The organism is Senegalimassilia anaerobia JC110 (genome assembly GCF_000236865.1).
GTDB classification, from domain to species: domain Bacteria; phylum Actinomycetota; class Coriobacteriia; order Coriobacteriales; family Eggerthellaceae; genus Senegalimassilia; species Senegalimassilia anaerobia.
The window spans coordinates 693,937-713,096 of record NZ_HE611014.1; the positions used below are offsets into that span (position 1 = coordinate 693,937).

General features: G+C 65.6%; 19 protein-coding genes. 12 read left to right on the forward strand and 7 right to left on the reverse strand.

From position 1 onward, the window contains the following. From SFHG_RS02915 to SFHG_RS02945, 7 genes are all read left to right on the forward strand, one after another. Positions 1-1,048 (forward strand): glucosaminidase domain-containing protein (locus SFHG_RS02915; RefSeq protein ID WP_042433173.1); only part of this gene is annotated, 1,048 nt, incomplete at its 5' end. 9 nt (positions 1,049-1,057) lie between these two features. Further along, entirely contained in the window at positions 1,058-1,777 is a 720-nt protein-coding gene (locus SFHG_RS10930) for a hypothetical protein (RefSeq protein ID WP_187364755.1), read from the forward strand. Positions 1,778-1,779: 2 nt separating this feature from the next. After that, entirely contained in the window at positions 1,780-2,781 is a 1,002-nt protein-coding gene (locus tag SFHG_RS02925) for a VirB6/TrbL-like conjugal transfer protein, CD1112 family (RefSeq protein WP_238318253.1), read from the forward strand. A 109-nt stretch (positions 2,782-2,890) separates the two neighbouring features. Next, positions 2,891-3,349 carry a hypothetical protein gene (locus SFHG_RS02930; RefSeq protein ID WP_042433176.1) on the forward strand — a complete coding sequence of 153 codons (459 nt, stop codon included), beginning with the start codon at positions 2,891-2,893 and terminating at the stop codon, positions 3,347-3,349. Positions 3,350-3,361: 12 nt separating this feature from the next. Continuing rightward, positions 3,362-6,103 (forward strand): VaFE repeat-containing surface-anchored protein, encoded by a 2,742-nt coding sequence (locus SFHG_RS11185; RefSeq protein ID WP_042433180.1) that lies wholly within the window; start codon positions 3,362-3,364, stop codon positions 6,101-6,103. Between the two features lie 72 nt (positions 6,104-6,175). Next, positions 6,176-6,907 carry a class B sortase gene (locus SFHG_RS02940; RefSeq protein WP_042433182.1) on the forward strand — a complete coding sequence of 244 codons (732 nt, stop codon included), beginning with the start codon at positions 6,176-6,178 and terminating at the stop codon, positions 6,905-6,907. 246 nt (positions 6,908-7,153) lie between these two features. After that, positions 7,154-9,091 (forward strand): tellurite resistance TerB family protein, encoded by a 1,938-nt coding sequence (locus SFHG_RS02945; protein WP_042433185.1) that lies wholly within the window; start codon positions 7,154-7,156, stop codon positions 9,089-9,091. Positions 9,092-9,189: 98 nt separating this feature from the next. On the opposite strand, the gene SFHG_RS02950 is transcribed toward SFHG_RS02945, so the two are convergent. The 6 genes from SFHG_RS02950 to SFHG_RS02975 form a co-directional block, all read right to left on the reverse strand. Then, positions 9,190-9,744: a hypothetical protein gene (locus tag SFHG_RS02950; protein WP_042433188.1), complete on the reverse strand. Its 555-nt coding sequence runs from the start codon at positions 9,742-9,744 to the stop codon at positions 9,190-9,192. Next, entirely contained in the window at positions 9,741-11,012 is a 1,272-nt protein-coding gene (locus tag SFHG_RS02955) for a relaxase/mobilization nuclease domain-containing protein (RefSeq protein ID WP_042433191.1), read from the reverse strand. Before SFHG_RS02955 ends, SFHG_RS02950 begins: the two co-directional genes overlap by 4 nt. Then, a complete protein-coding gene (locus SFHG_RS02960; protein WP_042433194.1) occupies positions 11,000-11,446 on the reverse strand; it encodes a CopG family transcriptional regulator in 447 nt (148 codons plus the stop codon). The genes SFHG_RS02955 and SFHG_RS02960 overlap by 13 nt, the downstream gene beginning before the upstream one ends. Before the next feature lie 210 nt (positions 11,447-11,656). Further along, positions 11,657-12,613: a ParB/RepB/Spo0J family partition protein gene (locus tag SFHG_RS02965; protein WP_042433197.1), complete on the reverse strand. Its 957-nt coding sequence runs from the start codon at positions 12,611-12,613 to the stop codon at positions 11,657-11,659. After that, the gene (locus SFHG_RS02970; RefSeq protein ID WP_042433200.1) at positions 12,600-13,364 is read right to left on the reverse strand and encodes a ParA family protein; all 765 of its coding nucleotides are present in this window, start codon (positions 13,362-13,364) and stop codon (positions 12,600-12,602) included. Before SFHG_RS02970 ends, SFHG_RS02965 begins: the two co-directional genes overlap by 14 nt. 203 nt (positions 13,365-13,567) lie before the next feature. After that, a complete protein-coding gene (locus tag SFHG_RS02975) occupies positions 13,568-13,939 on the reverse strand; it encodes a YraN family protein (RefSeq protein ID WP_015540326.1) in 372 nt (123 codons plus the stop codon). A gap of 545 nt (positions 13,940-14,484) precedes the next feature. Here SFHG_RS02975 and SFHG_RS02980 point away from each other — a divergent pair. The 5 genes from SFHG_RS02980 (at position 14,485) to SFHG_RS03000 (ending at position 18,729) form a co-directional block, all read left to right on the forward strand. Next, positions 14,485-14,754, forward strand: coding sequence for a hypothetical protein (locus SFHG_RS02980; protein WP_042433205.1), 270 nt, complete (start codon positions 14,485-14,487; stop codon positions 14,752-14,754). A 177-nt stretch (positions 14,755-14,931) separates the two neighbouring features. Beyond that, a complete protein-coding gene (locus SFHG_RS02985) occupies positions 14,932-15,144 on the forward strand; it encodes a YlcI/YnfO family protein (protein ID WP_172596416.1) in 213 nt (70 codons plus the stop codon). Positions 15,145-15,147: 3 nt separating this feature from the next. Continuing rightward, complete coding sequence (locus tag SFHG_RS02990) at positions 15,148-15,351, forward strand: hypothetical protein (RefSeq protein ID WP_075843485.1); 204 nt, start codon at positions 15,148-15,150, stop codon at positions 15,349-15,351. Positions 15,352-15,966: 615 nt separating this feature from the next. After that, complete coding sequence (gene tet(W), locus SFHG_RS02995) at positions 15,967-17,886, forward strand: tetracycline resistance ribosomal protection protein Tet(W) (RefSeq protein WP_042433210.1); 1,920 nt, start codon at positions 15,967-15,969, stop codon at positions 17,884-17,886. A gap of 63 nt (positions 17,887-17,949) precedes the next feature. Then, entirely contained in the window at positions 17,950-18,729 is a 780-nt protein-coding gene (locus SFHG_RS03000; RefSeq protein WP_052297779.1) for an HNH endonuclease family protein, read from the forward strand. 3 nt (positions 18,730-18,732) lie between these two features. On the opposite strand, the gene SFHG_RS03005 is transcribed toward SFHG_RS03000, so the two are convergent. Further along, a complete protein-coding gene (locus SFHG_RS03005; protein ID WP_042433213.1) occupies positions 18,733-19,158 on the reverse strand; it encodes a plasmid mobilization protein in 426 nt (141 codons plus the stop codon). Between the last annotated feature and the right edge of the window lie 2 nt (positions 19,159-19,160).

Here is a 19,160-nt window from a genome sequence, read left to right on the forward strand (position 1 = left end):
CCGCGCCGCGGGGTCGAAGGGCGCCGCCTCCGCGATCGCGGGCGCGGTCTCGGGCGCCGCGCCCGCCCTGCTCGGGGCGGTGGCCGGCATCGTGGCCTTCGTCGCCTGCGCGCTCGCCGTCGCGCAGCTGCTGAGCGCGCTGTTCGGCTTCTGGGACGACGCGGCCTCCAAGCGGGGCCTCGAGGGGCTGCCGCCCTACATCACCTACGAGATGGTCGAGGCGGCGCTCGAGTGCCAGGAGGAGTACGGGCACCCGGCGGGCTGCACCATAGCGCAGATCATCCAGGAGTCCGGCCAGGGCGACCGCATGAGCCAGCTCGCAGAACGCGACCACAACCTCTTCGGCATGAAGTGGTGGTCGGGCTACGCGGGCTGCCCCGAGGTGGCCGGCAAGGCGAACTGGGCCACCAGCGAGGAGTACGTGCCCGGCGAGCACACCCAGATCACGGCGAGCTTCATCCGCTTCACCGGCGACGCCGAGTGCATCCGCTTCCGCAGCAGGGTCTTCCTGCAGGCGGAGCGCTACTCGGGCAACGCCCTCATCCGCGAGGCGGTCGAGAGGCGCGACTCGGACAGGATGGCCGAGGGGCTCAAGGACGCCGGCTGGGCGACCGACTCGTCCTACGTCGAGTCCCTGAAGTCGATCATGGCGCAATGGGGCCTCTACAGGTTCGACTCCATGACGGTCGAGGACCTGAAGGACGCATCCGCGAGCGGGAACGCGATCGTCGAGGCGGCGTACAGCCAGCTCGGCGTGCCCTACGTGTGGGGAGGCTCGACCCCCGGCAAGGCGCTCGACTGCAGCGGACTCACGCAATACTGCTACGCGCAGGCGGGCATCCGCATAAGCCACTACACGGGTTCCCAGTACGAGGAGCTCAGGCGCATACCGCTCTCGGAGGCGAAGCCCGGCGACATCCTCTACCGCTCGGGCCACGTGGCCATCTACATCGGCGACGACAGGTACATACACGAGCCGCGAACGGGCGACGTGTGCCGCATAGCGAGCGGCATCGGCAGCTTCAGCTGCGCGCTCACCGCGAGATAGGAGAAACCAATGCAGGGAAAGTCAAGGGTCATGGCCGCCGTCGCGGCAAGCGCGCTCACCGTGGCGCTCGGCGCGGGCGCGGCGCGCTGCGCCATCGCCCCGCAGGAAGGCGCGCAGGATAGTCCACAGGAGCAAGAGCAGCCCGCGGCTGCAGGCGCCGACGCGGCAACCGGGAAGGCCACCTCGGGCGCCGAGGCGCTCTGGAACACCGCATGGACGGGCGCCGACGACCCGACAGCCACGCTGCGGATCGTCGAGGGCGCCATGGTGGAGAGCGCGGGCGGCACCGAGCGCGCCTGGTTCTTCTCGGCCGAGGAGCCCTCCGAGGCCGGCGGCGTGCTCAGCATACCCATCGAGGTCAAGGGAACCGGCGACAAGGCGGGAGGCCTGTCGCTCATCCAGGTCTCGGGCGACGGGGGCGCCCGCACCCTGGCATGCGACCTCCTGACGCAGGCCTACGCGCCCCAGAAGGCGCAAGTCGGAGCGTTCTCCGTGACCGGCGCCGACGACCGCCTCTCCGAGGCGCTTGGCGCAGACGTCGCCGCCATCGAGGACGTCGTCGCCAGGAAGGCGGCGGAGGTGTCCCCGCAGGCGACGGGAGCCACCTGGGACAAGGAGGTGTGGCTCGACTACGCCGGAAACGTCGCGTCGACGACCTTCACGCTCGACGACCCCGCCTCGACGGTGGTCACCGTGGTCTCGCGCGGCGGCTCGCTGGAGGCGATGTAGCCGTGCGGGCGCTTGAATCGCAACGCCGAAGGGCGTTCGCCATCTCCGCCGCGACGGCATTCGCCCTCTGCGCGCTCCTGCTCGTCCCCGCGCAGCCGGCATACGCCGACATAGCCGGGGACGTCAACGAGTGGCTGTGCGGCCTTCTGCGCGACTGCTGCAACTGGATGTTCAAGGCGCAAACGGGCGTGCTCGGGTCGATCGGCGCGAACGGGATCCTCTCGGCCGACTTCGCGCACATGCTCACGAGCTCGAGCGACCTGACCATGCACGACGTCGCCAGGGGCGTATGGCAGGCTGCCATCCTGCCGATCGGGTGCGGGGTGCTCGGCCTGGTCTTCACTCTGAAGCTCATCGAGATCTCCCAGCGCATGGACGGCAGCCAGAGCCTTCCCGGCGTCAAGGAGGTCGTTTTCCTCCTCGTGTTCTTCGCCGTGTTCCTGTTCCTCATACAGAACAGCTTCGACCTGATGGCGTCGATCTACGAGGTCTGCGGGCTCGCCATCGACCGAGTCGAGGCGCTCTTCGGCGCCGGAGGCGCGCTCGACCTGCCCGAGGTGTCCGTCGTCACCACCGACGACGACATCCCGTCGCTCATCGCCATGCTCGTCGTGAGCCTCATCAGCTGGGTCGTGGTGCTGGCGGCCTACGTCGTCGCCCTCGTGGTCTGCTGGGCCCGCGCGCTCCAGCTCTACATCATGGCCGCGTTCGCCCCGATCCCGCTGGCGTTCCTCGGCATGGACGCCACGCGCCAGATAGGCCTCGGCTACCTGAAGAGCTTCGGGGCGGTCTGCATCGCCGGCGTCATCATCCTCGTGCTGCTCATATCGTTCCCGCTCGTGCTCGGCGGGCTCACCGGGGCGAACCCCGGGACGGGCACCCCGGCCGACGCGGTCGCAAACGGGCTCACCTACGCGCTGCAGTACCTGGCCATGTGCGCGCTGCTCATCCTGGCCCTCGTGAAAAGCGGCTCCTGGGCGCGCGACATCGTGAGCGGCTTCTAGCGGAAAAGCGAGGAAGGGGGCGGTCGCCATGAGATAGGGGCGCCGCGCCGGGGCACGCGTCCCGGCGGATGAAGACAAGGACCGATTGAAAACGAAAAGGAGGAAAGACATGGAAGAGAGGAAGAACGTGTACCTCTCGCTGCACAAGAGCTTCGTGCGCGAGGGCATCGAGTACACCGACCGCGCGACCGGCGAGGCCAGGACCTTCAACTCGGCGACCCTTCCCAAGGGCACCGTCGTCGACGGCGTGGACGTGGGAGGCTACGAGTTCAGCCCCATGTTCGTTAACGAGAGCCGCTTCAAGGGGGCCGACTTCCGAGACATACCGCTGCTCGCGAACCGCGAGGTGTGGCTGAGGAAGACGGTGATGGGCCCGGACGGCCAGCCCGAGCTCGACGAGGGCGGCCGCGCGGTCAAGGACACCGTGAAGGTCATGCCGGCGCAGCTCAAGGAGGCCGTTGACGCAGGGCGCTCGCGCTACCTCGCGGAGCGCGCCGAGCACGCCCGCCAGGCGAGCCGCGCCGCCGAGCACGAGGCGCCCCGCGCACAGCGAAGCGTCGAGAGATAGGGAGGCGGAAAGATGAACGCAGCGAAAGACTGCACCCTGCAGGAAAAGCTCCTCCGATGCGCCATGGCGCTCATCCTGGCGGCGGGGGCGCTGCTCGCCTCCGTGGCGGCCTCGCCCGCCTACGCCGCGCCGAGCACGGTAGACGTGTCCATCGGCGGCAAGATCCCCTACGGCGGCTTCGCCACCACGTGGATGAGCGCCGACGGCAACATCGCCTACTGCGCCGAGCCCTCGTCCCCGACGCCCGCGCCGGGCTCCTACTCGACGAGCCCCGTGCCGAGCGGCGACGTGACAGCGGCGATCTGGTACTCGTTCGGCTCTCCCGGCTTCGACGCGTCGATGTTCCCGGGCAGCTGGTACGACGGCGGCGGCTGGGACGACGCGAAGTACGCCGCGGCGAGCCATGTGCTCATCGCCTACGCCTACTCTGGGTCCGAGTCGGCTGCCACGCACGGCACGAGCGCCGAGTTCGCCTCCTGGGCGAAATCCGAGCTGATCGGCGGGACCTTCGCCAAGATGAAGGCGGGCGCCGGCAAGGTATCCGCCGGGTTCGAGGCGTTCTGCGTCAGGACCGGCGGCGGCTCCCAGACGCTCGTGAGCTTCAGCTGGTCCACGGGCGGAGTCAAGGTCGCCAAAACGGACTCCGAGGCGGGCGCGGAGCCCCAGGGCGACGCCTCGCTCGACGGCGCGAGCTTCTCCGTCGTTAACGAGACCGGCCGCTACGTGCTGGTCGGCGGCAAGTACTACGCCGACGGCGAGGTATGCGCCACGATCAAGACCGCGCCCGAGGACGGGTCGCACGTCGCCGCGACCGGCGCCGACGCACTTCCCGCAGGCAATTACCGCATCGTCGAGTCCGGCGCGCCCGAGGGCTACGACGCCAGCGACGCCTCCGTCACGTTCACCGTGAAGGCCGACGAGGTGCGCGACCTCACGGGCGACCCCGTGACCGACGAGGTCTTCCGCGGCGGCGTGCAGGTGACCAAGTCCGACAAGGAGCTGCAGGCGTCCGAGGCGCTCGCGGGCAGCGGCCACAAGGAGGCGCCTGGCGAGCACCCCGGCCTCGACGGGATCGAGTTCACCGTCACGAACCGCTCGGCGCACAAGGTCCTCGTCGACGGCGAGTGGCGCGAGCCGGGCGAGGCCGTGGCCACGCTGACCACCGCATGGAACGACGAGGCCGGCGCCTACACCGCGCAGACCGCGGCCGACGCACTGCCGTACGGGACCTACGACGTGCGGGAGACGGCGACGAACGGGAGCTACCTGCTGACCGACGGCGAGCCCCGCACCTTCGAGGTCCGCGCCGCTGGCGAGATCGTGAGCGCCTCCGCGGACGGCGCCGCGCTCGAGTTCCGCGACCAGGTGGTGCGCAACGACCTCGAGCTCTCCAAGAAGAGCGAGGCCGACAACGCCGGCCTCATGGTCCCGTTCGCCATCGAGAACGCGGCCACCGGCGAGATTCACGTGCTGGTCACGGACCGCAACGGCGACGCGTCGACCGCGAGCAGCTGGAACAGGCACTCGAGGGACACCAACGCCAACGACGCCCTGCTCGGCCATGAGGGCCCGATCGAGCCCGCCGACATGGACCCGAAGGCCGGCATCTGGTTCTCGCTCGGCGAGGACGGCTCCTCGGCGCCGGTCGACGACTCGCTGGCGGCACTGCCGTACGGCGCCTACACCATGACCGAGCTGCGCTGCGAGGCCAACGAGGGCCTCGAGCTCATCACCAGGAGCTTCTGGATCGAGCGCGACTCGACGGTCGCGAAGGCCGTGTGGATGGGCCTCGACGACCAGGAGGGCCCGCGCATCTCCACCACGGCAAAGGACGGGGCGGATGGCGACAAGGACGTCTCGGCCGACGCCGAGGCCAAGGTCGTCGACGCGGTGGCCTACGAGGGGCTGAAGGCCGGCGAGGCGTACGAGCTCTCGGCAACCCTCGTCGACAAGGCGACCGGCGAGCCCGTGGCCGACGCCTCGGGCAAGCCCGTGGAGGCCAAGGCCCAGTTCGAGCCCGCGCTCTCGACCGGCAGCCATGACGTCGAGATCTCCTTCGACGCGAGCCTGCTCGGCGGCCGCGACCTGGTCGTGTTCGAGAGCCTTCGCAAGGACGGTGCCGAGGTGGCGTCGCATGCGGACCTCTCCGACGAGGGACAGACCGTCCACGTCGCCGTCGAGGTGGGCACCCAGGCGGCGGACGCCGCCGACGGCGACCAGGTAATCGAGGCCGGCAAGGCCAAGGTCGTCGACACGGTGGCCTACAAGGGCCTCGTCCCCGGCAAGACATACATCGCCGTGGGCACGCTCATGGACAAGGGCACCGGAGAGCCGTTCCTCGACAAGGACGGCAACGAGGTGACCGCGCGCACGCCCTTCGAGCCCGAGGCGCCCTCCGGCACCGTCGAGGTGACCTTCGAGTTCGACACCGAGGGCCTGGCCGAGGGAGACGAGCTCGTCGTCTTCGAGAAGGTCCTGGACTCCGCCGGCAACGTCGTCGCGACCCACGAGGACATCGACTCCGCCGAGCAGAGCGTCGTCGTGGACAACCCCGACACGCCCGAGGTCCCCGAGGAGCCCTACGCCAAGACCGGGGCCGACGCCCCCGACGGCACCGGCTACGCCGTGGCCGCGGGCATCGCTCTGGCAGCTGCGGCGGGCGCGGGCGGAGCGCTCGCGTACCGCAAGCGCAAGACGGCCGGCGCAAGCAAGGACGCGGCAGCCGAAGAGCCTGCCGAAGAGCCGGAAGAGTAGCGGCGCCGCATCGATACCGAGCCGGAGGCCCTGGGCGCCCGCCCGGGGCCTCCCCTGCGAACGGGGGAGGACATGAACAAAGGGAAAGCCGCCACGGCGCTCGCCGTCGCCGTGGCGTTGCTGGCGCTGGCGGCGCTCGCCGTCCTGCCGCAGCCCGAGAGGAACCCGTACGGGGTGCACGAGGTACCCGCAACGGAAGAGGACGCGACTATGGAGGTGAAAGAGACGGGAGGCGGAATCGACTGGGACGCCCTTCCCGCCTCCGTCGTCGCATGGGTGCGAGTGCCAGGCACGACCGTCGACTACCCGATCATCCAGGGCCGGCAGGAATCGCCCGACTTCTACCTCACGCACGACGTCGGCGGCGAAAGATCCGCATGGGGCGCTCCCTACATCGACGCCGGGTGCGCGCAGGGCGCCGAGAGCCCGCTCGTCATCGTCTACGGGCACCACATGTCCGACGGCACCATGTTCGCGCCGCTCGCGCAGTACTCGTCGCGCGGTTTCGCCGAGGGGCACCGCACCATCCGGGTCTACACCCGCGAGAAGGAGATCGAGCTCGAGGTCTTCGCCGTGGACGTGGTCGACGCGAGCTCGGAGGGCAAGCGGACCGACTTCGCCGACGCGGCCGAGCTCGACGCCTACCTCGGGGACAAATTGTCCCGGTGCGAGGTCGTCCTGGAAGAGCCGTCGGACGTCGCGCAGGCCTGGGCCTTCGTGACGTGCAGTTACCAGACGAGCAACTCGCGCACCGTCGTCTACGCGAAGGAGGTGGAAGGATGGGATTCGCGCCCTTCGGAATAGGGCTCCTCATGGGGCTCCTCACGCTCACTGCCTACGCATGCTGCGCAGTCGGCGACGACGACCGGGACTAGTTGCCGAAAAACGAAATCGCAACTGAACCGAACGATCAAGCCCCTCGCTCCGTCGGACGAGGGGCTTGCACATGGTGGGATAATGAAGAGCACATGAGACGTGTCGTGCGTGCCGTGTTGCATCGGCTGCGCATGAGCGCCTTACACAAGGTTCGTTTACGTCAGGAGATACAGGATGGCGCTCAAATTCGATCTCGGGGAAGCCCTGTCCCAAGCTGCGCACGCCGCAGGAGAGGTGGCAAAAGGCGCATCGGCAACTGTCGAGTCCGCCGCCAAAGGCGTCGCGAATGCGGCCGAGGGCGCGGGGAACGCCATCGTCGATACGGCCGCCTCGGCATCCGAAGCCGTCGGAAGCGCCATGTGCTCGGCTGCGGAAGGCGTGTCGAGCGCCGGCGAGCAGATCGCGTCGTCCGATGCGGGCAAGGCGATCGCAGGGGCTGCGAACGCGGTAGGCGGAATCGCCGTCGGCGCCGCAATGGGTTTGGCCCAGGGGGCGTCGTCCCTTGCATCCGGCGCGGCGTCGACCGTCGAGGGCGGCATCAACGCCATCAAGGAGAACTCGTTCTCCGCGCGCCTCCGCAAGGCGCGCATCAAGGGGTTCCGTGACGGCATCAAGCAGGGGGCCTACCTTGCGGGCGAGAAACGTTACAACTTCATCTACGCCTACGTGGCGACGCTCTGCTTCCTGATGCGCTGCGACGGCGATTTCTCCCATGAGGAGCAGGAGTGGCTCGAGGACGGCCTCGACTACCTCAAGCTGGACGGCGGCCTTCCGGACGACGTGAAGGCGAAGGTGCAGGCAATCGCGGACAACGAGGGCTTGTCCTTCGACCAAGTCAAGGACTGCCTGGACAACGTGAGCATCGTGTCGCTGGGCTCCATCGCCGAGCAGCTGCAGGTCGCCGCGGCGGCGGACGGCGAGGTGACGGAGGAAGAGGAGCACGCTTGCAGGCTCTTCGCCGACTACATGGCCGCGAGGGCGGCATGCGTGGCGGTTGACGAGAACTGGGCCGAGCAGGCAGTCGAGAAATCCGTTCGCGAGTACGGCGAGAGCCTCGAGCGCATTGACCGTGAGTTCAAGGAGCGGACGAGGCTGCAGGACGCCGACGCGGCCTTCGTCGTCGCCGCGACCATGCTCCAGGTCGCCCGCGTGCTCGTCATCAACTCCCTGACGGAGGTCGAGCGGGCGGGAGCGGGCAACGCCAAGGAGGACGCCCTGCACAGCTTCCAGGGCCGCGTTTTCTCGGGCTTCGACGACGGGGCTCCGGCGGAATCGGGCCGCCTGTTCGCCTCCAAGAGCCACATCCTCTCCTCGCGAGGCGTGCCGTACGACGCGACACGTTACGAGGCTGAGAACCTCAAGATATTCAAGGGGGCGAACCACCGGTTCGCGACCCTCGGCCACGACCCGGTGCTCGGCCTCGTGTTCGGGACCTCGAACATCATGACGAACAGCATCACCTGCGTGAAGGACGCCAACGTCTTCGGGATCGGCGCGCGGATCCCCGCGACCTACTCGGTCTCCTACGACGCATTCGGGAAGAACCCGCTGATCGGGGCGCCCACCGGGACCGTGGAGATGCTGGTCGCGGCGGGAAGGCGCATCGTGAGCGAGCCGGATGCCGCCGCGGCGGCCCTGATCAAGCAGCTGGTCCACATCGGCACCGACCTCTACACGCCGTGCGGGATACAGATCCCGTTCGCCAACCTCGTCCTCGACAAGGCGCACACCGAGGCCCTCACCAAATACGTCAGCACCGGCGACATATTGAAAGTCGGCATGCAGGCGGGCATGACGGTGCTCATCAACTGGCTGATAGCGGCGCTCCACGGCTGCTCCCTGATATTCAAGGACGACGGGTCGGACTACTGCACCGAGATGTACCAGGCGCGCACCAAGAAGATCATCCTCATCTCCGACACCATCGCGACCTCGAGCAGCATCGTGCAGGCATCGATCACGAAGAACCCCAAGTGTCTCGATCTCGGAGGCGCGGCGGTGCTCGTCTACCGACTGTTCTCGGATGCTCGCTTCGTCGCCAAGCTCAAAGAGGAGTTCCTCCAATCGGAGCTTGACAAGATCTACGACGAGCGAGCCAAGGGGCTACTCTAGGCACCAGGTGCCTTCGTTCTCACATCACCCACTTGAACACGGCGCGGAACAGCCAGACGAAAAAGCCCAGCGTGACCTTAAGCGCCGCCATGAGGAACCTACCAAGCCTCTTCATCGACGTCACCCCAATCTTCCTTGACCTTGCGGGCGCCCTCGTCGGCGCCCTCTTCCTTCTCTTCCGCGAGCAGCCTCGCCAGCTCATCCGGCACGCCCGGGACCTCCGCCCTCCCCAGCGCGCGCTGAAGGTCCCTTATCTGCGACTTCAGCGGTTTTGAGGGAGGGCCCACGTGCTCGCGGTAGCAAGCGGAAATTGCAGCCGCGTCGCACAGGTACCCTCGCACCCGGGCGAACGCCTCGTCGCCGTCGAGCAGGACGCGGCGGGCGCGCCCGAGCTCTGCCTCCGAGGCCAGCATGAAGCGCCACCCGCGGGACCTCCGCGCGGCCGGGATGCCGTCCGCGGGCGCCTCGGCGCGCCAGTCGTCGCGCACCTGGTGCCAGTTCGCCGTGAGCCAGAGCCCCTTCTCGGGCTCCTCGCGCATCTCGAGCTCGAACTCCGTGAGCATGTTCGCGCCGGAGAACGGCGAGCCCTCCGTGAACGAGAGCGTGTCGAACAGCGTCGTCCTGCCGCCCTCGTACTCTATCCTCACCATCATCTCCGGCCCCTTTCCCTGCGATGCTCCTGCTGGGCCCGCTGGCGTTCGACGGCGAGGATGCGCTGTTGCTCGTCCTCGCGGCGCCCGTCGCGCGAGCTTCCTTCGGCAGCACCGCGCCCGCGATCGTCCCCGTAGCGGGTTTTGAGCGGCATGAGCTCGTTCATCGCCATGTAGTCGCGCGCCGCCTCGAGTCGACGGTAGCCCTCGCCGCCCGCCTGGCCGCGACGCTCGAGCGTCGCCATCCTGAGACCGAACTCCTCGATGGACTCGACGTCGAACTTCGCGCAGGTCTCGAGCGCCGAGGAGAGCCTGCTCAGCTCCGAGAGGTCGTTGAGCTCGAGGGCTCGCTCGGCGGCCTCGCGGATGCGCGCGGCGCTCGCGTCCGTGGGACGGTAGGCGCCCCCGCGCTCGAACCGCCGGCGGAGCATCTCCTTGCCGTAGACGAACCCCAGGCGCTCGCCGCTGACCTTCTTGGACGGCTCCTCGGCCAGGCTGAACACCCAGTCGTCCCGCCGCGCCTTGGCCGAGTTGTCGGCGACGTGCACGCCCAGGGCGTCGAGGACGCCGAGGAACTCCGCCTCGTCGCGCGCCGTGGTCTTGGCGAGCGCGACGCGGGCGCGGATGTCGCCGACCCACGAGTAGCCGCCCGAGCGCATGATCTCCTTCTCGGCCCGGCCCAGGTAGACGCTCCTGCGGCTCCTGGGCCCGCCCGCACCTGCCCGCCCGCGCGCCTTCGACGGCGATTCGGGAGCTCGGTCGTTGGAGAGCCCCGACAGCCCGCGCTCGCGCGCCATGTCCTGCAGGTCTCGGTTGAGGTCCTCGGGGTGCTGGGTCTGCATGCGGTAGCCGGTGCGGAGGTTGGCGTTATTCACGACGATGTGCGCGTGCGGTATGCCGCGGGCGTTGTCGTCGTGGTACACGATGGCGATCTCGTGGTCGCCGAAGTGCTTGAGAGCCCACGAGCACGCGAGCTCGCGCAGCGCCGCCAGGTCGATATCGTCGCCGGGGTCCGGCGAGAGCACGAAGTGCTTGAACGTCCGCGCGGGCTTTCCCCTCCAGGGGGCGTCCGTGCCGAAGGCGGCGCGCGTGGCGTCCATCTCGGCGTCCCAGGCGCAGGCCTCCTTGGCCTCGTTTCCCAGTGCGCCGGCATCGCGCTCGTCGTAGCTCAGGTTGAACAGGTCGCGCGCCAGGGCGCGGCCTCCCTTCTCGAGGTAGCGGCGGATGCCACCCGTCGAGCCGTGGCCGCTTATCGGCTTCAGGATCGGCATGGCGAGCCCTCCACGAGCGAGTCGGCACCGATGCGACCGAGCTCCGCCGCCATCTCGCGGGCCGCGCCGTTCACGTCGGCGAGCTCTCGCTCGATCGTCGGGATGCTCTCCGCGACGAGGTCCCGGTCGACGTGCCCGTGGCGGGCGTGGAAGTTGATGAGGTTCATCGCGTGCACTGCCTGGTTGTAGTGGTAGCCCCACTTCGTGAGCTCCCGAGACATCGACCAAAGGGCCCTGCGGTCCACGAGTATGCGGTGCTCGTCTCCAGCGTTGGCCTCCGTCGACAGCGGTATGCGAACGAGGTAGCGCAGGTACTCTGACTTGCTGAGGCCGGCGCGCTCGCACCGCTCGCAGAGCGCGTCGTAGTCGCCTCCCTCCATGCGGAACGTGACGCGGCGCTCCTTGCCTTTGGCGGCGCCGGCTTCCTCTTCCATGGCGGATTCCTTTCCTCGGGCCCGCCGCGCGGCGGGCGCGTCTCTCTGGGGGCGCGGGGGATCCCCCGCAGGCGGTGGCCCGGCCCGGGCGCCGCCTCTGGGACCGGGCCTCGCGAAAGCGGGCTCCCAAACGGCCCGCGGCATGACGGGTCCGAAGCCGCCCGTTCCCCAAGTGCTATGGACGCCCGACGCGATGTCGGACGCCATAGGCTACTTGCTGGATTTCGAACCTGAGGCCCTTCTGCGGCGCTTTCGGGCATCGCTGCCCGCATCCGCGTACGGGGCGGTCATGAGCGCCATCTCGCGCAGCAGCGAGAGGTCGGCCGCGCTCGGGCTCTCGGGCGGGCTCTCCAGGAAGTCGGCGACGAGCCTCGCGGCCTTCGCGATGCGCCCGTCGGGGCCGGCCTGCGTTTCGCTCTCGCTCCTCACGTAGTCGGAGAGCTCCCGCTTGGTGCGCCGCCAGGGCTCCATGGCGGCGTGCATCTCCGCCTGGCGCTCCTTCGGCATGCCCGCGAGCGAGCGCACCGCCTCGGCGCTGAGGTTGCCGCGGTCGGCCTCGGCGGCCCACTCGGGCGAGAGGTCCTCGGCGATGCGGCGGGCCAGCCTCTCCTCGCGCGCGATGGTCTTGCCGGAGACCTTGCGGCCCGTCTGCCGCTCGATGATGGCGGCCTTCACGTCGTCGACGCGCATGCCGGAAAGCGACGGGTCCTCGGAGCGCAGGCGCACGGCGTCGCCCCTGAGCGCCTCGGTCGCTGCGGCGCGCTCGGTCACGGTGAGCGCGCGGGTGAAGTAGTTCGCGGCGTGGAGCAGCGTCACCGCCCGCTCGTCGTCGATGCCCTCTATCACGCGGCAGGGCATCCTCTCGTAGGCGGGGTCGTCCTTGGCGAGCAGCGCGTAGGCGGCCTTGCGGCGGTGCCCGGAGACCATCTGCCACGAGCCGTCGCCGACCTTGCGCACCAGCGGCAGGTCGGTGAGGCCGTCCTCGCGTATGGACTCGGCGAGCTCGGCTATGCCGGCCGGGTCCATGGAGTACGCGGCGTTCGCCGGGTGGTCGGCGATGTCGGCCACCGCTATCTCGGACACCGGGTAGCGCCCGCGGGTGCGCGACGCGCCGTCGAGAAGCCCCGTGATGGTGAAGCCCGCGGCCACCTGGCTAGGCGAGCTCACGGGACACCTCGTCGGCGAGAGCCTCGTAGTCGCGCGCGGGGCGGCTCCCCGGCTCGAAGGCCGCCACCGGCTTCCACTGCCAGCTGCCCTCGCAGACCTTGCTGCTCGCGTGTATGACCGTCTCGAACTGCTCGCCCGGGAAGAACCCGTCGAGCACGGCCGCGCCCGTGGCCTCGGCGTTGGTCATGCGGCCGGGCACGCAGGTGCGCAGTATCTTCCATCTGGGCGTGGGCATGCGCAGGGCGTCTGAAATGGAGCGCGTCGCCTCCACGGTGAGCGCCGTGCCGCGCATCACGGTGGAGTCGAGCTTCACGGGGATGACGACCATGCCGCCCTCCGCTGCGGCGAGGTAGGCGTTGAAGGCAAGCCTGCGCATCACGGGGCTGCAGTCGATGAGGCAGACGTCGTAGGAGCCCGAGGCGTCGTCGAGGGCGAACTTGAGGCGCTGCTCGCGCAGGAGCATCTCGTTCTGGTCGACGAGGTCGATGGTCGAGGCCACCACGTCGAGGCCCTCCCCGGCGGCGTAGGCGACCTCCTCCACGGGCGCGCCGCCGTAGAGCAGCTCGACCGAGGTGCGCCGCTCGGAGGCGGCGCGGTCGTAGAGGCCGAAGAAGTCGGTGGCCGACGCCTGCGGGTCGAGGTCGACGAGCAGGGTCCGAAGGCCCCGGGCGGCGAAGATGGCCGCCAGGTTGACGGCGGTCGTCGTCTTGCCGACGCCTCCCTTGTAGTTGGAAATGGCTATCGTGCGCATGGGTCGCGTCCTCTCTAGCGTGGGGCGCGCCTCGCCGCATCCGGTCCGGCGCGCCCCGAGTCTCGGAGCGTCGGGACAAAACCGTACGAATTTGTCCGACAAGCGGAGTGTACCACGAAAACGTACGTATATGTACGTTTTCGTGGTACAGGGTCGGATTTCGGGGAAGTCCGGCCCCGGGAGCCCGGGGCCGGGCGCGCCGCCTAGGAGAGCGGCTCCATCTCGCCGAAGCAGTTGATGTGGTGGCGAAGGAGCGCTCGGTTCTCCTTGACGACCATCATCGCCACCTCGTCGAAGCGGACCGGGGTGTCTGCGTAGTCGTCGCTGTTCCCCGCGAGCCACGTCGCCGCCAGCGCCTCGCGCAGCCCGCGCGCCCTGTGGGCCTCGGGGAAGCCGTCCGTTCCGATCCGGACCGTGGCGTCGACGAAGACCAGGGTCCCGTCCTCGTCCACCGCCACGAGGTCGATCCCGCCGATGCCCTCGGGCCCCTGCCAGGCCTCGTCGACGATCTCGTAGCCCTTGCGCTCGAGGAAGGCCCTGACCGCGCCCATCGCCTTTTCCTTCATGTCGTTCATGCCTTGCTCCTTAGACTCTGAGGCCCGCCCCTGTGGCGTGCCTTGCGCCGCGTGAGTCGCATGCAGCGCGGGCGTGCCTGCAAGGGAGGAAGCGAAGTCGGGCGTGGTTATAGAAATCTCCCGACGTCAGTTTTTCGCGTTGTTCGCGCGCGCAGCGCATGGGGCGAAGAACCCGAAAAAGTGTCGCGGCCCTTGCGGGCCGCCTGCCGGCGTGCGACCCTGCGCGTCCAAGGAGCGCCGGGGCGAGTTTCGGGTCGGAGGGGCGGAGGCGTGCGGCATGGAATCGGGCGTGGGCGCCGAAACCCTCCGGGCATGGGATGCGGCCCGTCGGCGGTCCTGGGCTCCCGCGGGACTTGGCGACGACGTCGCGGCGGGGACGGAGGCGGGATCCCGAGTCGTGGTGCCGCGGTATGAGTCGGGACAGATGGCTTTCCCGCGCCGCTTGCGGTCGATATGTGCACGGGACCGTGGGCAGCGAGATGGTTCTCCGCATGGAACGGCTACGGTGCTGCGCGACACGTCTGTTGAGAGAAGGAGGCGAGCTGATGTTGAGCCACGAAGAGAAGTTGGAGCGCATCGAGCTCATCGATGCCGTGTGCGATGCCGGGAGACTGGCGAGGGGCCTGGACCAGCTGCTCGAGTCCCTGGCTCACGCCGACCAGCTGGACCCGCTCGACGTCGAGGGGATCCTGGTCCTGAGGTCTATAAGCGAGAGGTGTGCCGAGCGCATCGGCGACGCGGCGCGCATCCTGGAGGCTCAGAACGAGGTCCTCTATGCGGAGGAGCGGGCCAAAGTCAAACCGCGCGATAACTGAGGAACGAAACCCGGTCCGGAAACTGTTCCTTGATTCCGGCCGGATGATCTTCTCCGCCGCCCGGTGTCGCATTGTGTCCGAGCGGCTGATGTCCCCCTATTCCCAGTGCCGCGGCGTACCGCTGCGTTATAATTCAGAAAACGCATTTGTATTGCATTTCGAGGGATAGAGGCGCGAATGTCTAATGGCTATAAGGAGCTCATCAAGGGTAACCCCGGCGAGACCGAGATCAGGAGCTTCCTGGTAAACGGCGACCAGGTATCTGTGACCCTGCGCATCCCCGACACCCTGCGCGACGCGGCGAAGGAGGAGGCTGCCCTTCGCGGCATGAGCTTCTCCGCCTTTGTGCGCACTTGCATGATCGAAGAGCTCGCGAAGAAGGGACAATAGCCCGTGACGGAGCCAATGCACGACATCTCGGTCGAAGGCTTCATAGAGTCCTTCGACCGCCGATACCCGACTTTCATTCTCAAGACGTTGCTGTGCGACCGCACTACGGGGCGCAACATCATATGGGCCGACAACGAATACGAGGCCCTAGGCGACGGCTACATGGGCGATGACGAGATGACCGTCGAGAATGCTCATGTACGGTAAAGAAGCAAGCAACCGAAAACAATAGATAGACCGCCAGCACTACACTATTCCGAACCAAAGACCAAAAGATAAGCATTGTGGGAAAATCTAAACTTTTGGATTTTCCTACAATGCCAACTACGGCGGAATCCCTCCCACTCCTTATATCTTTCTGTATACATTGAATTTGTATTTAGTAAAATGCAGACAACACCACGGATCGGCTTTTGGTTGGACAATTCCAACCAAACACCACAGCAGACAGCAGAAAACATTCTGAACGCTAGGAAGCCGGTATGATTGTTACATATAAGGGGAAGAAAAATTTCTTTTAGGTACTTGCTTTCCTAAAACTGATGTGATACAATGATTTAATCAAGAAAAGGAGTAAAAAATATGCGGCAAGGTATTCTTAAATAAAATTTGATAATGGGCGCAAAAATGATTGCCCCTTGCAGGGGCTTAGTTTTTGTACCCAATTTAAGAATACTTTTGCCTTTTTAGTAAATATCGTGACGGACAGCGGCTCATGTAAGCCGTCATACTTCTGTTTGTCCGAAGTCATGATCCCCAGCGGTAAAAGTATTAGCCGCTGGGGATTTTTGCGCCCATTTGGGCCTTGTATGGAGGATAGACATGAACATTATCAATATCGGGATTCTTGCCCATGTAGACGCTGGAAAGACAACCTTGACGGAGAGCCTGCTATATGCCAGCGGAGCCATTTCAGAACCGGGGAGCGTCGAAAAAGGGACAACGAGGACGGACACCATGCTTTTGGAGCGGCAGCGTGGGATTACCATTCAAGCGGCAGTCACTTCCTTCCAGTGGCACAGATGTAAAGTCAACATTGTGGATACGCCCGGCCACATGGATTTTTTGGCGGAGGTGTACCGCTCTTTGGCTGTTTTAGATGGGGCCATCTTGGTGATCTCCGCTAAAGATGGTGTGCAGGCCCAGACCCGTATTCTGTTCCATGCCCTGCGGAAAATGGACATTCCCACCGTTATCTTTATCAATAAGATCGACCAGGCTGGCGTTGATTTGCAGGGCGTGTATCAGTCTGTTCGGGATAAGCTCTCCGCCGATATTATCATCAAGCAGACGGTGTCGCTGTCCCCGGAAATAGTCCTGGAGGAAAATACCGACATAGAAGCATGGGATGCGGTCATCGAAAATAACGATGAATTATTGGAAAAGTATATCGCAGGAGAACCAATCAGCCGGGAAGAACTTGCGCAGGAGGAACAGCGGCGGGTTCAAGACGCCTCCCTGTTCCCGGTCTATCATGGCAGCGCCAAAAAGGGCCTTGGCATTCAACCGTTGATGGATGCGGTGACAGGGCTGTTCCAACCGATTGGGGAACAGGGGAGCGACGCCCTATGCGGCAGCGTTTTCAAGGTGGAGTATACAGATTGTGGCCAGCGGCTCATCTATTTGCGGCTATACAGCGGAACGCTGCGCCTGCGGGATACGGTGGCTCTGGCCGGGAGAGAAAAGCTGAAAATCACAGAGATGCGTATTCCATCCAAAGGGGAAATTGTTCGGACAGACACCGCTTATCCGGGTGAAATTGTTATCCTTCCCAGCGACAGCGTGAGGTTAAACGATGTATTAGGGGACCCAACCCGGCTCCCTCGTAAAAGGTGGCGTGAGGACCCCCTCCCCATGCTGCGGACGTCGATTGCGCCGAAAACGGCAGCGCAAAGAGAACGGCTGCTGGACGCTCTTACGCAACTTGCGGATACTGACCCGCTTTTGCGCTGCGAGGTGGATTCCATCACCCATGAGATCATTCTTTCTTTTTTGGGCCGGGTGCAGTTGGAGGTTGTTTCCGCTTTGCTGTCGGAAAAATACAAGCTTGAAACAGTGGTAAAGGAACCCACCGTCATTTATATGGAGCGGCCGCTCAAAGCAGCCAGCCACACCATCCATATCGAGGTGCCGCCCAACCCGTTTTGGGCATCCATCGGACTGTCTGTTACACCACTCCCGCTTGGCTCCGGTGTACAATACGAGAGCCGGGTTTCGCTGGGATACTTGAACCAGAGTTTTCAAAACGCTGTCAGGGATGGTATCCGTTACGGGCTGGAGCAGGGCTTGTTCGGCTGGAACGTAACGGACTGTAAGATTTGCTTTGAATACGGGCTTTATTACAGTCCGGTCAGCACGCCGGCGGACTTCCGCTCATTGGCCCCGATTGTATTGGAACAGGCATTGAAGGAATCAGGGACGCAACTGCTGGAACCTTATCTCTCCTTCACCCTCTATGCGCCCCGGGAATATCTTTCCAGGGCTTATCATGATGCACCGAAATACTGTGCCACCATCGAAACGGCCCAGGTAAAAAAGGATGAAGTTGTCTTTACTGGCGAGATTCCCGCCCGCTGTATACAGGCATACCGTACTGATCTGGCCTTTTACACCAACGGGCAGAGCGTATGCCTTACAGAACTGAAAGGGTATCAGGCCGCTGTCGGCAAGCCAGTCATCCAGCCCCGCCGTCCAAACAGCCGCCTGGACAAGGTGCGCCATATGTTTCAGAAGGTAATGTAACGTCTTGCGCAATGCAAGCGTTCATTGCTGGCTATTGCGAAATATCATTGATAAAATCACGAGGTGTTCGAGTCCACGTTCGACCCCGGCTACTGCGACGCGGACATCCCCTCCGCTCCCGGCGTCGAGCGCCTGAACGTGCTGATATTCGGCCTCAAGAACTCGACGCTCATCCCGTACGTGCTCTACGTTCGCAAGAACGCGGAGTCTTCGGGCGAGGAATCCGAGGTCTTCGCCCTGCTTGAGAGCTACATCGTCCGCCGAACGCTGGTTCAGGCGACCACGAAGAACTACAACAGGCTGTTCACCTCGCTGATCCTGAACGAGGTGAAGGACGCGGAGACGCTGAGGAAGGCTCTTGAAGCCAACGAAGAGGCGACGACGTACATGCCCGGCGATGACGAGGTTCGAAGGGCGTTCGAGGAATCGTGTCTGTACAACCTTCAGTCCAAGGGCGTTCTCTATCTGCTGGAAAGCGCCATTCGCCCAGACATGAGCAGCACGGCCCTGCTCGGGTTCAACCAGTACACCCTCGAACACATGATGCCCAAGAAGTGGCGCAACAAATGGGGAGCCCTCGACGATGAGGCTGCCACGCGAAGGGACAGGAAGCTCCTCACGCTCGGCAACCTCGCCATCATCACGCATTCCCTTAACGCCTCCATCCGCGATGCCGATTGGCCCACCAAGAAGCAGGGAAAGGGATACAAGGACGGTCTTGCCCTCTGCGCCGCCGGCCTTGCGACCATGGCCGGCGCCCTGGAGAAGGAGTCTTGGGACGAGGGCGATATCGCCGATCGCGCCGAATGGCTTGCGGACAAGGCGTTGGAGGTCTGGCGTTAAACCTTACATGCGCCCCATCTCGAAGATGCTTGCGGTGTCGGAGCCCGCATCCATGACGGATGTTGTCGGCTCTTCCAAATGCGAGGTTTGCGGTGGCGCTTCCGTCACTGGTGCCTCAACCCCCTCGCCGAGCGCCAGGAAGAACCTCATCACGAGCTCGATCCTCTGCTGCAGGGACTCGCTCAGCTCGCCGTAGGAGGCCGCCAGCCGGACCTCCTTGGCCAACTCCGTCATCGTGTCCTTCAGCGCCTTCTGAACGCTCACAGAGGGCTTCACCTCGACCTTGGTATCGGTCAGCTTGGCGATGATGTAGTCCTGCCTGCTCATGCCGCTCCAAGCTGCCATCTCGCATATGAGCTTGTGCTCCTCGGGCGTACAGCGGAACGCCATCGTCTTGCTGCGCTTGCGGGCGCTGTTCTCGCACGGCATCC